15 protein-coding genes and 1 tRNA gene are annotated in these 13,373 nt (G+C 69.3%); 4 read left to right on the forward strand and 12 right to left on the reverse strand.

Annotated features, from left to right (window positions below):
• Nucleotides 1-23 precede the first annotated feature (23 nt).
• On the forward strand, nucleotides 24-893 hold the full coding sequence (gene ypfJ, locus FOB47_RS24675) for a KPN_02809 family neutral zinc metallopeptidase (protein WP_174782280.1): 870 nt from the start codon (nucleotides 24-26) through the stop codon (nucleotides 891-893).
• Between the two features lie 192 nt (nucleotides 894-1,085).
• Here the strand turns inward: ypfJ and FOB47_RS24680 are convergent, their stop codons facing one another.
• From FOB47_RS24680 to FOB47_RS24695, 4 genes are all read right to left on the reverse strand, one after another.
• On the reverse strand, nucleotides 1,086-1,439 hold the full coding sequence (locus FOB47_RS24680) for a hypothetical protein (RefSeq protein ID WP_064574697.1): 354 nt from the start codon (nucleotides 1,437-1,439) through the stop codon (nucleotides 1,086-1,088).
• Nucleotides 1,440-1,686: 247 nt separating this feature from the next.
• Nucleotides 1,687-2,106, reverse strand: a complete 420-nt coding sequence (rnk, locus tag FOB47_RS24685; protein ID WP_174782281.1) for a nucleoside diphosphate kinase regulator — start codon at nucleotides 2,104-2,106, stop codon at nucleotides 1,687-1,689.
• Between the two features lie 201 nt (nucleotides 2,107-2,307).
• Nucleotides 2,308-2,520, reverse strand: coding sequence for a hypothetical protein (locus tag FOB47_RS24690; RefSeq protein WP_174782282.1), 213 nt, complete (start codon nucleotides 2,518-2,520; stop codon nucleotides 2,308-2,310).
• A 172-nt stretch (nucleotides 2,521-2,692) separates the two neighbouring features.
• Nucleotides 2,693-3,136 (reverse strand): Cd(II)/Pb(II)-responsive transcriptional regulator, encoded by a 444-nt coding sequence (locus tag FOB47_RS24695; RefSeq protein ID WP_174782283.1) that lies wholly within the window; start codon nucleotides 3,134-3,136, stop codon nucleotides 2,693-2,695.
• Between the two features lie 241 nt (nucleotides 3,137-3,377).
• Between FOB47_RS24695 and FOB47_RS24700 the strand changes: the two genes are divergently transcribed.
• Nucleotides 3,378-3,821 (forward strand): hypothetical protein, encoded by a 444-nt coding sequence (locus FOB47_RS24700; protein ID WP_244959383.1) that lies wholly within the window; start codon nucleotides 3,378-3,380, stop codon nucleotides 3,819-3,821.
• A gap of 102 nt (nucleotides 3,822-3,923) precedes the next feature.
• Complete coding sequence (gene htpX, locus FOB47_RS24705) at nucleotides 3,924-4,802, forward strand: protease HtpX (protein ID WP_174782284.1); 879 nt, start codon at nucleotides 3,924-3,926, stop codon at nucleotides 4,800-4,802.
• 30 nt (nucleotides 4,803-4,832) lie between these two features.
• Here the strand turns inward: htpX and FOB47_RS24710 are convergent, their stop codons facing one another.
• The 7 genes from FOB47_RS24710 to FOB47_RS24745 all read right to left on the reverse strand — a co-directional run bounded on the left by FOB47_RS24710 (nucleotide 4,833) and on the right by FOB47_RS24745 (nucleotide 10,329).
• On the reverse strand, nucleotides 4,833-5,906 hold the full coding sequence (locus FOB47_RS24710; protein ID WP_174782563.1) for a GlxA family transcriptional regulator: 1,074 nt from the start codon (nucleotides 5,904-5,906) through the stop codon (nucleotides 4,833-4,835).
• A 92-nt stretch (nucleotides 5,907-5,998) separates the two neighbouring features.
• Nucleotides 5,999-7,201, reverse strand: coding sequence for an MFS transporter (locus FOB47_RS24715; protein WP_174782285.1), 1,203 nt, complete (start codon nucleotides 7,199-7,201; stop codon nucleotides 5,999-6,001).
• A 343-nt stretch (nucleotides 7,202-7,544) separates the two neighbouring features.
• A complete protein-coding gene (gene arfB, locus FOB47_RS24725; protein ID WP_174782286.1) occupies nucleotides 7,545-7,943 on the reverse strand; it encodes an alternative ribosome rescue aminoacyl-tRNA hydrolase ArfB in 399 nt (132 codons plus the stop codon).
• Between the two features lie 102 nt (nucleotides 7,944-8,045).
• The gene (locus FOB47_RS24730; RefSeq protein ID WP_174782287.1) at nucleotides 8,046-8,741 is read right to left on the reverse strand and encodes an MOSC domain-containing protein; all 696 of its coding nucleotides are present in this window, start codon (nucleotides 8,739-8,741) and stop codon (nucleotides 8,046-8,048) included.
• 207 nt (nucleotides 8,742-8,948) lie between these two features.
• Nucleotides 8,949-9,638, reverse strand: a complete 690-nt coding sequence (locus tag FOB47_RS24735) for a helix-turn-helix transcriptional regulator (protein WP_174782288.1) — start codon at nucleotides 9,636-9,638, stop codon at nucleotides 8,949-8,951.
• 41 nt (nucleotides 9,639-9,679) lie between these two features.
• The gene (locus FOB47_RS24740) at nucleotides 9,680-10,054 is read right to left on the reverse strand and encodes a VOC family protein (protein ID WP_053822818.1); all 375 of its coding nucleotides are present in this window, start codon (nucleotides 10,052-10,054) and stop codon (nucleotides 9,680-9,682) included.
• A gap of 199 nt (nucleotides 10,055-10,253) precedes the next feature.
• Nucleotides 10,254-10,329, reverse strand: a tRNA-Arg gene (locus FOB47_RS24745).
• 364 nt (nucleotides 10,330-10,693) lie between these two features.
• Between FOB47_RS24745 and FOB47_RS24750 the strand changes: the two genes are divergently transcribed.
• Nucleotides 10,694-11,605: a c-type cytochrome gene (locus tag FOB47_RS24750; RefSeq protein ID WP_174782289.1), complete on the forward strand. Its 912-nt coding sequence runs from the start codon at nucleotides 10,694-10,696 to the stop codon at nucleotides 11,603-11,605.
• Between the two features lie 90 nt (nucleotides 11,606-11,695).
• Here FOB47_RS24750 and hemN read toward each other — a convergent pair whose 3' ends face one another.
• Nucleotides 11,696-13,312, reverse strand: coding sequence for an oxygen-independent coproporphyrinogen III oxidase (gene hemN / locus FOB47_RS24755; RefSeq protein ID WP_174782290.1), 1,617 nt, complete (start codon nucleotides 13,310-13,312; stop codon nucleotides 11,696-11,698).
• Nucleotides 13,313-13,373 lie beyond the last annotated feature (61 nt).

The raw sequence follows: 13,373 nt of genomic DNA on the forward strand, positions 1-13,373 counted from the left end.
GTACATGAACCAGCGGAGCCACCATGCGCCTTGACGACGAAGCCGAAAGCCAACATGTGGAAGACCGGCGAGGCAGCAGAGGCTTCGGCGCCGGCGGCAAGACGATCGGCATCGGCACGATCCTGATTGCCCTCGCCGCCTCCTACTTCTTCGGCATCGATCCGACCGTGATCATGCAGGGCGCCTCGGTGCTGCAGCAGTCCGACGCGCCGCAGCAGCAGGCCACCCAGGGCCCGCCCGCCACCGACCCGATGTCCGTGTTCGTGCGCAAGGTGCTCGGCAGCACCGAGCGCACCTGGTCGCGGCTGTTCGAAACCGAGCTGAACCGGCGCTACGAGCCGCCGACGCTGGTGCTGTTCACCGGCGCCACGCAGACCGCCTGCGGCATGGGCCAGTCCGCGATGGGCCCGTTCTATTGCCCGGCCGACCAGAAGGTCTATATCGACCTGGCCTTCTACGACGAACTGCGCAAGCGCTTTGGCGCGGCCGGCGACTTCGCCCAGGCCTATGTGATCGCGCACGAGGTCGGCCACCATGTGCAGCACCTGCTCGGCGTGGCCGACAAGGTCGACAGCGCGCGCCGCCGCATGGGCGAGGCGCAGGCCAACCAGTTGTCGGTGCGGATGGAGCTGCAGGCCGATTGCCTGGCCGGAGTCTGGGCCGCGGCCGCGCAGCGCGCCAATCAGCAGCTGCTCGAACCCGGAGATATCGAAGAGGGACTGCAGGCCGCCGCCGCGATCGGCGACGACCGCCTGCAGCGCCAGTCGCAAGGCTATGTCGTGCCGGAAGCCTTCACGCACGGCACCAGCGAGCAGCGGGTCCGCTGGCTGCGGCGGGGGCTTGAATCGGCCGATATCGGCCGCTGCGACGCCTTCGCGGCGCGCCAGCTGTAACCGCCAGCGCGCTCGGCAGGCAACGGACTGCGGAATAAAAAACACCCACCCGGAGAGAGAGAGAAGGAGGAAAGGAGGTCAATCGGGCAGGTGGGAGATAAACCGGTGCGGCCGGCGCGCGTGCGTGGCGGTGGCGTGAGGGGTAATCCGTGGCCACCCGGCACGCGGCGCCGGTCCGGCGTCAGACGCGGGTCAGACGCGATAGCCGTACAGCGAGCCGTCGCCGCTGCGGGCGTTGTCCAGCGAGCTCGCGGCAATCTCGCCGCTCGGCGCACGGGCGCCTTCGCTGAAGCTGTCGAACTGGCCCTGCCGGGTCCCTTCGCTATAGGGATCGAACTTGCCCTGGCGGGCGCCTTCGCTGAAGGTATCGAACTTGCCCTGACGGGCGCCGTCGGTGAAGGTGTTGAACTTGCCGGCGCGCAGCGCATCGGCATAGACGTCGAACTTGCCGACCTTGCTCGAGGTGGCGGGCGCGGCCACGGCGACCGCCGAGGTCGCAGCCACGATGACGGCCAATGCGCCGCCGATGATACGGCTGGTGATCATTTGGGACTCCTTCAACTGAGCTTTATTTGTGTGTCAGCTACCTGCTGCCCCTGAGCGATCTATGTCGCCATGTGAGCACGGGTTGAAGGTTAGTCCCTGGTCCTGCGGCCACAAATGGGCCTGCGACGAACGGTGAGTTGTGCGCCGTGAAACGACAACGTGGCGGAATCAGCGGCGCCCCGCGCGCGGCGCCGCGGCACGGGCCGCCGGCCCTTTCGGCTGAACTGCAGCCAGGCTGCAGCCCGGACTACAGCGTGAACTGGCCGTTGGCCTCGGGCTGGTAGGACAGCTCCAGCACCGTCACGCGCTGCTCGCGGCCATCGGGCAGACGGTAGCTGACCGTCTCGCCGGCACGGGCGCCCAGCAGCGCCTGGCCCACCGGCGAGAACACCGAGATCCGGCCCGCCTCGAAATCGGCGTTGTCCGGGTACACCAGCGTCCACTGGCGCGGCACGGGGTCGCCTTCCAGCGCGCAGCGCACCGACGAGTTCATCGTCACCACGTCCTGCGGGATCGCCTCGGGCGGCACGATCGCCGCGCGGGCCAGGATGTCGTCCAGCATCTCGGCGATGCCGTTGGCCGGGGCCCGGCTGGCGATGCGCTCCAGTCGGGTCACGTCGAGTTCGGTCAGGTACAGCGTGGGCTGCAGCGAAGCGGATGCGGTCATGGCGGCTCCTGTATGGCTGGCGCGCCGCTCGGCGCGCTGGTCTTGCTTGTCTGTTGGATTCGGCCGGATCGGCGTCCGTGCGGCGATGGTGCCGGTGGGCGCCCGGCGTGCGGCTACTGCGAGCGGCGCGCGTGGCGGGAAAACGATCCGGAAAAGGAGGCTCGGGCCCGGTTCGGCTGGCCCGGCGCGACTGCGGTGCGGCTAGGCTGGGAACCGGGCGGGATCAAGCGGGGCGGAGATTCGGCGCGTGATCCGGCGGGAAGGGACGGTGGCCAGACCGGCCGCCATGCGCGGTGCGCGCATCAGCGGCGCGCGCATCCGGGCCGCGTTCGCGATCTGCCGCGCCACGCGTACGCCGGCCAGCCGGGCAAGGCGGCGGGCCTGGGCGAACGAGACGAAGCGGCGAGCGAACATCGGCACTGGGTTCGGTTTGGGGATGCGGCTCCGTGGCCGCGGTCCCGAAGGTCGTAGTTCGGAAACTAAAACCGGCTGCACAAAAAAAAAGCGGGCGCGACGAATCGCGTGACCGGTTATCGGGATGCTAGCACAGCACCGGCAAAGCGGCGCGCCCCCGGACCGCCGCGGCTCAGTGCGAGTGGCCGGCTTCGGTGCGGTGGCACTCGCAGGGTCCACCGCCTGCCGCCTGCTGCAGGTTCTGCAGGATGCCGCATTCGCTGGCGCGGTGGCCTTCCTCGCAGGTATGCCGCAGCGCCCGCAGCTGGCTCTCCAGCGCCTCCAGCGCGAGCCGCTGCGCGTGGATCTGCTCGATCTGCCGGTCCAGCAGCGAATTGATGCCGTCGCAGGCCGCGCTCGGATCGCGCGCGAAATCGCGCAGCCGGCGCACGTCGGACAGGCTCATGCCCAGCGAGCGGCAGTGCCGCACGAAGTTCAGCTGCACCAGATGCGCGTCGCCGTAGCGGCGATAGCCGTTGTCCTCGCGCTGGGGCGCATCGAGCAGCCCTTCGCGCTCGTAGTAGCGGATCGTCTCCACGTCGCAGCCCGACTGACGGGCGAGTTCTCCGATTCTCATGCAACTTACCTTGTAGCAGTTACAGGGTTTTCAAGGGCCAGTGTAGTTCAGCGCGGTGCGCCTTGCGGCGAGCGGCTCGGGCCGAATCGCACGAGCCGCCGGGTCGCCGGCTTCGCGGGGACGACACGGGATGCCGTTGGCAGGACCACGAATGACGCGTTCGCATCTCGGGTAGAATCGCTCAACCGGGTCGGCCCGAGAAGCTGGCCCGGATTTGCTTTCGATACCCCACGGGAACCTCGTGCTGCGCTCCGCCACCTTCGTGCGATCGCTGCAGCGGCTGCTCCGGCTGTCGCTGTTGCCGCTGCTGCTTGCCCTGCTGCCGCTGCATGGCTGGGCAGGCGCCGGCATGCCCGCGGGCGGCGCGGCCGTGCATGCGATCGAATCGGTCGAGGCCGCCAGAGCGATCGACGTCGCCGCAACCATCGACACGGTGCTGGCCGGCGCTTCGGATCTGTTGAGCGCCACCGCCGACCCGGCATCGGACTGCGGCGCCCCCGCGCCGTCCCCGTTCGCCGATGCCGGCGAAGCCGCGCCGTCCGGGGCCGATCTGGCCGAACAACTGCTGCTTCCCTCGGCGCCCGCGATGACGGACGCCGGCGGCCGCACCGGCCCGCCCGCCTACGCCGCGCTGCGGCTGCCCGAACCCGACCTGCCACTGCTGCCGCGCCCGCCGCGCGGCTGACCCCGGCCATCCGCCGATCCCGAACCCGAAGCCCCGCGATGGCTCGCGGGCCTTCGCCATGCGGCCCTGTCCGCGCTTTTTTCCCCTGTTGACTGAACCAAGATGAAACGCGTCCTGCTTTTCCTGGCGACCAACCTCGCCGTCATGATCGTGCTCAGCATCACCGCGAGCCTGCTCGGGGTGAACCGCTTCCTGACCGCCAATGGCCTGAACCTGGGCACGCTGCTCGCCTTCGCCGCGCTGATGGGCTTCGGCGGCGCCTTCATTTCGCTGCTGATGTCCAAGACCATTGCCAAATGGTCGACCGGCGCGCAGGTGATCACCCATCCGAGCACCAGCACCGAGCTTTGGCTGGTGCAGACCGTCGAGAAGCTGGCGCAGCGCGCCGGCCTGCCGATGCCCGAGGTCGCCATCTATGAGGGCGAGCCCAATGCCTTCGCCACCGGTGCGACCAAGAACAGCTCGCTGGTGGCGGTGTCGACCGGCCTGCTGCAGAGCATGTCGCGCGAAGAGGCCGAGGCCGTGCTGGCGCACGAAGTCGCGCACGTGGCCAACGGCGACATGGTGACGCTGACGCTGATCCAGGGTGTGGTGAACACCTTCGTGATCTTCCTCGCCCGCGTGGTCGGCTACTTCGTCGACTCGATGCTGCGCCGTAACGACGAGGAGTCGAGCGGCCCCGGCATCGGCTACATGGTCACGGTGATCGTCTGCGAAATCGTGTTCGGCATCCTCGCCAGCATCATCGTCGCCGCGTTCTCGCGTTATCGCGAATTCCGCGCTGACGCCGGCGCCGCGCGCCTGATGGGCACGCCGTCGCCGATGGTCGCGGCGCTGCGCCGCCTGGGCGGCATGGAAGCCGACGGCCTGCCGCAGAACATGCAGGCGATGGGCATCTCGGGCGGCAAGTCCTGGATGGCGCTGTTCTCCAGCCATCCGCCGATCGAGGCCCGCATCGCGGCGCTGCAAGGCACCCGCTAAAACCGGTCCGCGGGACCGGCCGCGGCCACATTACGCGGCCGCGTTCACCGGTTCCCGCGGCGCCCCGGTCTGCGTCTGCATCTGCAATTGCGTGGACTGCGCACGGAACGCGGCGCGATAGCGTTCCGGCGTGGTGCGCAGATGGCGCAGAAAGGCCTGCCGCATGCCGTCGGCACTGCCGAATCCCGCGATGCGCGCCACCGTTTCCAGCCGGCGGTCGCTCTGCTCGAGCATCCGCCGCGCCGCCTCGACCCGCTGCGTCTCGACGTAGCGGGCCGGCGTCTGCCCCACCTGCCGCGCGAACACCCGCGCGAAATTGCGCGGGCTCATCGACACACGCTCGGCCAGCGCGCCGACCGACAGGTCCGCGTCCAGATGGTCGGCAATCCATCCCTGCAACTCCCTCAGTTCCGGACTCTGCGCCGCCTGCGCCTGCAGCGCGCTGGAGAACTGCGCCTGGCTGCCCGGCCGCCGCAGGAACAGCACCAGTTCGCGCGCCACCGCCAGCGAGACCGCGTGCCCCAGATCGTCCTCGACCAGCGCCAGCGACAGGTCCATGCCCGCGGTGACGCCGGCCGACGTGTACAGGCGCCCGGCCTGGATCCAGATCGGATCGGCATCGACCATCACGCGCGGATGCCGCCGCGCCAGTTTCTCGGCATGGCGCCAGTGCGTGGTGGCGCGCTGCGTATCGAGCAGCCCGGTGCGCGCCAGCACGAAGGCGCCGGTACAGACCGCGCCGAGCCGGCGCACCTTTGGCGCCATCTCGCGCAGCCAGTGGATCAGCGCGGCGTTGTCGGCCGCCGCCGCATGGCCGGCGCCGCCGGCCAGCAACAGCGTGTCGACTGGGTCCGGCAAGGCCTCGGCGATCCGGTGAAACGGCGCGTCGGCCAGCAGCCGGATGCCGCTCTCGGTGCGGATCACCGCGTCGTCGCTGACGCTGGCGATGCGGATCAGATAGGGCGGATTGGGCCGCCCGGACAGCCGGTTGGCCTGCCCGAACACCGCCGTGGGGCCGGTGACGTCGAGCTCCTGCGCCGGGTCCGGGGCGACGATCAACACCACGCGTGGCGTGTCCGAGACGGAATGCAGATGGCTGGGCATGGGCTTGGTGGGCTTGGTGGGCTTGGTCGGCTCCCTTGGCGAACGGGGCAAGGTTCTTGCCAAGGCGAGCGTAAAGGCCGGTATGCGGCCGATCATACCGGCGCCAGCGCCCGGCTGCGCCGCTGCCAGCCCAGCGTGATCAGCAGCGCCACGGCCAGCGCCGGCAAGGCCGCCAGGTTCACCGCATCCCAGCCGTAGTGGTGCAGGATCTGGCCCGCCGCCAGCGTCGCGGCGGCGGTCAGCACCGCGGTCGAGAACTCGGCCACCGCCTGCGTCCGCGCCCGCTCCGCATCGCGATAGCTGCTGGTCAGCAGGGTCGTGCCGCCGACGAACATGAAATTCCAGCCCACGCCCAGGCAAAGCAGCGCGGCATAGAACGCGGGCAGAGAGGTCGAGGCCAGCGCGATCACGCTGGACAGCGCCGACAGCCCGATGCCGGCCATCAGCATCGCCGGATTGCCGAAGCGCTGCAGCAGCCAGCCCGACACGAAGGATGGCGCGTACATGCCGACCAGATGCCATTCGATGATCTGCGCGCCCTGCGCGATCGTGTGGTTGCAGGCGACCGCGGCGATCGGCGTGGCCGTCATCACGAACATCATCACCGCGTTGCCGATGCCGTTGTTGGCGAAGGCCGCCAGGAACACCGGCTGGCGCACGATCTCGCCCAGCGGACGCGCGGGCAACTGCGAATCCGGATTGCTGCCGGCCGGCGGCGGAGGCGGCTCGCGATAGGCAAACGCCAGCAGCAGCACCGTCGCCACGCCGAAGGCCGCCACCACGGCGTAGGAACCGGCGAACGGCAGCGGGCTCATCAGGTCGGTCGACCAGGCGGCGATCGCCGGACCGCAGACCGCGGCCACCACGCCGCCGGTCAGCACGGCCGAGATCGCACGCGGCTTGTCGGCGGCCGGCGCGGCATCGGCGGCGGCCAGCCGATAGAAGCGCGCAAAGGCCTGGAACACGCCGACCAGCGCGGTGCCGGCGCAGAAGGCCAGGAAATCGTGATGGGCGATGGCCCAGACCGAGATCAGGCCGCCCGCGGTGCAGGCGATCCCGCCGAGGCAGAAGGCCAACCGCCGCCCGAGCCGCTCGATCAGAAAGGCCGCCGCGATTGCGGTCACGGCCGATGCCACCGTGATCAGCGCGAACGGCACCGTGGCCAGCGCCTTGTCGGGCGCCAGCGTGTAGCCGACCAGGCCGGTCAGCGTCAGGTCGACCGACAGGGCGGACGTGAACAGCGCCTGGCAGATCGCCAGCACGCGGGCATGGGTCATCGGGGACATCGGCTTCATCGGGACTTTCCTCGGCATTTCCTGTCGTTCGCAGGGATGCCACCGAGCTTAAGAGTCCCGTTGCCTGGCCTTCGGACAACGATCCGTGGATTTCTGCCAAGCGGCCGGACCAGGGGTGCGAGGGGTGCGAGGGGTGCGAGGGGTGCGAGGGGTGCGAGGGATGCGAGGGATGCGAGGGATGCGAGGGATGCGAGGGATGCGAGGGATGCGAGGGATGCGAGGAATGCGAGGAATGCGAGGAATGCGAGGAATGCGAGGAATGCGAGGGCGCCGCGGTGCGAGCGGCGCAGGTCCCGGGACGAGAAGACGAGAAGACGAGAGAGCGAAGGCGCGCGCCGCCGCCCTACTCCGCCACCCGGCCGCGCAAGGCCTTGATGTGGCTGCGCTGCGTCTTGCCTTCCAGCCGCCGCAGCTTCGATGCGAACGTCGGCCGCGTCGGTCGACGCACCGGCGGCGGCACCGCCACGCTGTCGACCAGCTCGTGCAGCCGCCGGACCGCTTCGTCGCGGTTCAGTTCGAGACTGCGGTGCTGCTGCGCCTTGATCACGACGACGCCGTCACGCGTAATGCGATGGTCGTGCAGCTGCAGCAGGCGCTGCTTGTGGTCGTCGGCCAGCGAGGACGCGCGGACATCGAAACGCAGATGCACTGCGTTCGACACCTTGTTGATGTTCTGCCCGCCCGCCCCCTGGGCGCGGATCGCGGTGATCTGGTATTCGTGGTGGGGGATGGCGACGGGCATGGTCGGTCAACTGGGGGCGTGATGGCGCGCTTCAAGGTCAGTCCGGCGCGCGTTGGGCAAAGTTCCGGCGGCCGGAGCGGCCGGGCTCCGCGATCCGCTCGGCTATCCCCGCAGTCTTGGGGTCCAGTCCTCGATTGCCCCGCTCTGTCGGCGGCGCTCGAACAGCCGCCGCCACGAATCGACCAGCGGCAACGCCAGCACCGCATCCAGCAGTTCCGGATCGGTCTCGCGGTCGCGCACCAGGCCGGCCAGCCGCGCCACCGACCAGTCGGCATGCGGCCGCTCCAGCAGTACCGCGGCATCGCCGGCCTGCAGCTTGCCCGGCTCCAGCACGCGGAAATACCAGCCGATGCGCAGGCTCTGCTGCACCAGCGCCGACATGTCGTCGCGGCTGAACCGCACGTTCAGCTTCCAGCACGGCTGCCGCGGCTGCGACAGCTCCAGGGTCACCGAGCCGATCCGCCACACGTCGCCGAGGCAGACGTCTTGCTCGTCGCCGCCGGCCCAGCTCAGGTTCTCGCCGAACGCGCCGGCGCGTTCCAGCACCGGCAACGGGCCGATGTCCCGCCGCCATGTGGCGTAGTGCTGCCACGGGTAGCAATGGACCGCCTTCTCCGGCCCGCCATGGATGCGGCGGTCACCCTGTTCGTCGCCTTGCAGCCCCAGCGTACCCACCGCGACGGGAGCGCCGACGGGATGCTTGTCGATCGCGCTCTGCTTCCCGGGCTTGCTGGGCCCGCCATAAGGCTTGGCGGTGCCGGTCAATACCTCGCGGATCGTGACCTGGGACGGGCTCACGGCTATCTCTCCTGAACGGGATGGATATGGGTCGACGCCGGCGGGACGCCGGCGTGCATCGAGCCGGCAAGTGTAGCGCCGAACACAGGAAGGCTGCCGGGGTACGGCACGCTCCTCAGCAAGCGGTGGCCTTCGCCGCCTTCAGCAAGCCGTCCAGCGAGCGGTCGGGCGTCTGGTGGAGAACGCTGCCGGGGCTCCGCATGCCCCTCAGTAACCGGTCGCCTTGACGGCCTTCAGGAAGCCGTTCAGCGAACGGTCGGGCGTCTCGTGGAAACGGTCGTCCAGCATGCGGATCGCCCGGCAGCGATCCAGGCGAAAGCTGCGATAGTCCTCGCGCGCGGTGCACCAGGCGGCCAGCAGCCAGACATTGCCCCAGAAGAACAGGCCCAGCGGCTGCACCACGCGTTCCGTGAGCCGCTGCTGCGCGTCGCAGTAATCGAGCCGCAGCAGCCGCTGCTCGCCCATGGCGCCGTGGACCACGTCGAAGGCCTCGCGAACCTTGCTGTCGTGCATATAGGCCGGCGCGAAGACCCGGCTCTGCTGCGCCGACAACCGGCGCGTCGGTGGCAGCGCCGCCACCAGCTTCTCCAGCGCCGGATCGGCCGCGGCGGCAAGCGCGCCGCCGCCCCAGGCCTTCAGCATCCTCAGCCCCGCCACCAGCGCCTCGACCTCGAGGCCCGAGAACATCATCGGCGGCACGTCGAAGTCCGCCCGCAGCCGATAGCCGATCCCGGCCTCGCCTTCGATCGGCACGCCGGAAATCGACAGCGCCTGGATATCGCGATAGACCGTCCGCTCCGACACGCCCAGCCGCTGCGCCAGCAGCGCCGCGGTGGTCAGGCGGCGGCCGCGCAGGACCTGGACGATCTGGAACAGGCGGTCGGCGCGGCGGCTCATCGGCGTGAGTCAGGGGGTCAGTCAGGCCAGTCTGGCCAGGATCAGCGGTTGGCCGGCACGGGCTCGTGCAGACCGATCTTGTTGCCTTCGCTGTCGATGATATGGGCGATCCGGCCGATCTCGTCCGGCAGCTCCATCGGACCAAACACGGTCTTGCCCCCGGCCGCGGCAACTCGGCCCAGCAAGTCGTTGAGCGCCGGCGTATGCAGATAAGGCAAGCTTCCCTCGGTACTCGGCTTGAAGCCCTCGCCGGCCACCAGCGCGCCACCGGAATGGGAATGCGGAAAGATTGCCATGTCGATCTCGCTCATCGTTTCCCGCCGCAGCTTCGTCTCGAATACCCGCTCGTAAAACTGCACAGCCCGACCCATGTCGACGACGGGAATTTCCAGCCAGTTGATCAGAACGTTTTGCATGATGCCACCTCGGTGGTCGTTGAAGGAGACCGCAGTTTGCGAGGGGGCTGCTGACAGCGTGGTGTCAGGAGGGAACGATGGGGCGATGGATCGGGCGACTTACGGCCGCACATGTCGGCACTCGCGCCGCATGCAAATGCCAGGCATGCGCAGATGCCTTCACCACAAGGAAAAACGGGATCGTCGCTGAAGAAAAACTTGGCGCGCCCGGCTGGGATCGAACCAGCAACCCCTGCCTTCGGAGGGCAGTACTCTATCCATTGAGCTACGGGCGCACGAGATGCGGCGGGAGCCGCGCGGTCGACTGCGGCGAATGCCGACGTCGGAAAGTCGCATAGGATACCGCGTTTGTCGTGGCGAGTCCATGCCGGCACATCTTTTCCCCGGGCCCTACGGGTTTCGTCCGAGGCGCTTTTCGCGCCATCGGGAAGGGCTTTGCGGCTATAATCGCCCGTTATTTGCGCAAAAGCGGGGCTGCGTCTCGTCCACTCGGACGGCGCGCCAGGCGGCATGGGGTGTGGCTGTCAGGCTCGGCAGACTCGAAAGCGCGGAGGGGGCGGCAGTCAGGCCCAGACACGGACCAACGAAAGGCCGCCAAGCGGAGCGGTCACGGGTTTCCTGCAAAATCGAGAGTTCAGCATGAGCGACGTCCATAACGAACACGAGTCTCCCATCAAGACCCCGAAGCAGCTGATCGCTGTGGTGATTGCCGCCTTCGTGGTGCCGATCACCGTGATCATCCTGCTGGTCAGCTTCGTCGGCTACGGTGGCCCGGAAGGCGCCGGTTCCACCGATACGGCGGAAGCGGTGGTTGACCGGATCAAGCCGGTTGCCTCGCTCGAACTGCGCGATCCCAATGCCCCCCGCGTCTACAAGACCGGCGAACAGGTCTATACCGCCGTCTGCGCGGCCTGCCACGCCACCGGCGCGGCCGGTGCGCCGAAGTTTGGCGCCGCCGGCGACTGGAGCGCCCGCCTCGGCCAGGGCCACGACGGCCTGCTGAAATCGGTAATGGCCGGCAAGGGCGCGATGCCCCCGCGCGCCGGCACCTCGCCGGACGATTTCTCCGATTACGAACTGGACCGTGCGATGGTGCATCTGGTCAACTCGGCCGGCGGCAAGCTGCAGGAGCCTGCCGCGCCCGCGCCGGCAGCGACCACCGCTGCTGCTTCCGAACCTGCCGCACCGGCGGCTGACGCTGCAGCGGCCGCTCCGGCTCCTGCCGCCGCCGCCCCGGCGGCACCGGCCGCTCCCGCTCCGGCCGCAGCGGCTCCGGCGCAAACCACGGCTGCAGCTCCCGCCGCGGCTTCGGCCGAGGTCGGCAAGCGCGTCTACGATCAGGTCTGCGCGGCCTGCCACGCCGCCGGCGTTGCCGGTGCGCCGAAGGTCGGCGACAAGGCCGCCTGGGCGCCGCGTATCAAGGAAGGCATGGACGCGGTCCACAACTTCGCGCTGAAGGGCAAGGGCGTGATGCCGCCGAAGGGTGGCTACGCCGGCCCCGACGCCGACGTGATCGCCGCAGCCGACTACATGGTCAACGCCTCGAAGTAAAACCGGGGACACCGGCGCGGCGCTCGCCTCGCCAGGACAAAAAAGCCAGCGGCATGCCGCTGGCTTTTTTACGGCCGGCGTTTGGCCGCGCTACACCACGCGCGAGTACCGGGCGGTCGGCGCCGCCCCGGAGCGGGATGTCGGCGGCATCCGCAGCAGTGGGTGCGCCGCGGGCCTTTGCGAAGCGGGGTCCGAATCGGGATTCAAAGCGGGACCTGAAACGGGATCCGAAACAGGCACCGATTTGGAATCGGGCACGCGATCCGAACCCGGCTGCGCCGCGGCCGCCCGCTCGTCACGAAGATAGCGGTCGAACACCATGGCCACGCGCCGCACCAGCAGCCGTCCCAGCGGTGTCACCGCGATGCGCGTCCCGGAGATCCGCACCAGTCCCTGCTCCGCCAGTGTCACGAGTTCGGCGCGCTCGGCGGCAAACCTGGCGTCGAAGTCGATACCGTGCCGCCGCGCGACCTCGGCGGTATCGAGTTCGCCATGGCACATCAGCGCGCCGATGATGTCCTTGCGCAGCCGGTCGTCGGCGTCGCAATGATGGCCGCGCAGCACGGGCAGCCTGCCGGCATCGAGCGCGCCGTAGTACTCGTCCAGCGTGCGGGCGTTCTGCACATAGCGGCCGGCCACCGCGCCGATCGCCGAGATGCCGAAACCGAGCTGGTCGTGCCCGGCGTGGGTCGCATAGCCCTGGAAGTTGCGCTGCAGCCGTCCTTCGCGCTGGGCGCGGGCCAGCGCGTCGTCCGGCAGCGCGAAGTGATCCATGCCGATGTAGACATAGCCGGCCGCGGTCAGCCGCTCGATGGCCGAGACCAGGATGTCCAGCTTTTCGCCGGCCGACGGCATCGCGGCCTCGTCGATCCGACGCTGCGGCTTGAAGACGTGCGGCAGATGCGCGTAGCTGTACAACGACAGCCGGTCGGGCCGCATCTCCAGCACACGGTCGATCGTGGCGCCGAAGCGGGCGGGGGTCTGGTGCGGCAGGCCGTAGATCAGGTCCATGCTGATCGACAGGAAGCCGAGCCGCCGGGAAGCGGCCACCACGCGGCGCGTGTCTTCCACCGGCTGCACGCGATGGATCGCGGCCTGGACCTCGGGATCGAAGTCCTGCACGCCGAGGCTGACACGATTGAAGCCGAGCTCGGCGAGCAGCGCCATCCGTTCGTCGTCGACGCGGCGGGGATCGATCTCGATCGAATGCTCGCCGTCCGGCCGCAGATCGAAGTGCCGGTGCAGCGCGGCCATGACCTGCCGCATTTCGGCGGGATCGAGGAAGGTCGGCGTACCGCCGCCCCAGTGCGACTGCACGACCGGCCGGCGCTCCCCGAGCCGGGCCGCCACCAGCGCCATCTCGCGCGCCAGATAGCGGACATAGCGCGCACTGCGGCCGTGGTCGCGCGTGATGATCTTGTTGCAGCCGCAGTAGTAGCAGATGTTCTCGCAGAACGGGATATGCAGGTAGAGCGACAGCGGCGCGTCGGCACCCGCCGCCCGGCAGTCGTCCAGCGCGGACCGATACGCGTCTTCGCCGAAGCCCGCATGGAAACGATCGGCGGTCGGATAGGAGGTGTAGCGCGGTCCGTTGACGTCGATGCGCTCGGCCAGCGCGCGGAAATCGGCGAGGTCGCCGCGGCGGATGACGGAGTCCGGAGCGGTGGCGGGTGCGGCGGGAGCGGAATGGGGAACGGTCGTTGCCATGAGGCGGCCTTCTGAGGAATCCGCTTCGATGCTAGCCAGACCGGCGCCCGCAGGACTTGAC

This window comes from Cupriavidus gilardii, assembly GCF_013347325.1.
Classification (GTDB): domain Bacteria; phylum Pseudomonadota; class Gammaproteobacteria; order Burkholderiales; family Burkholderiaceae; genus Cupriavidus; species Cupriavidus gilardii.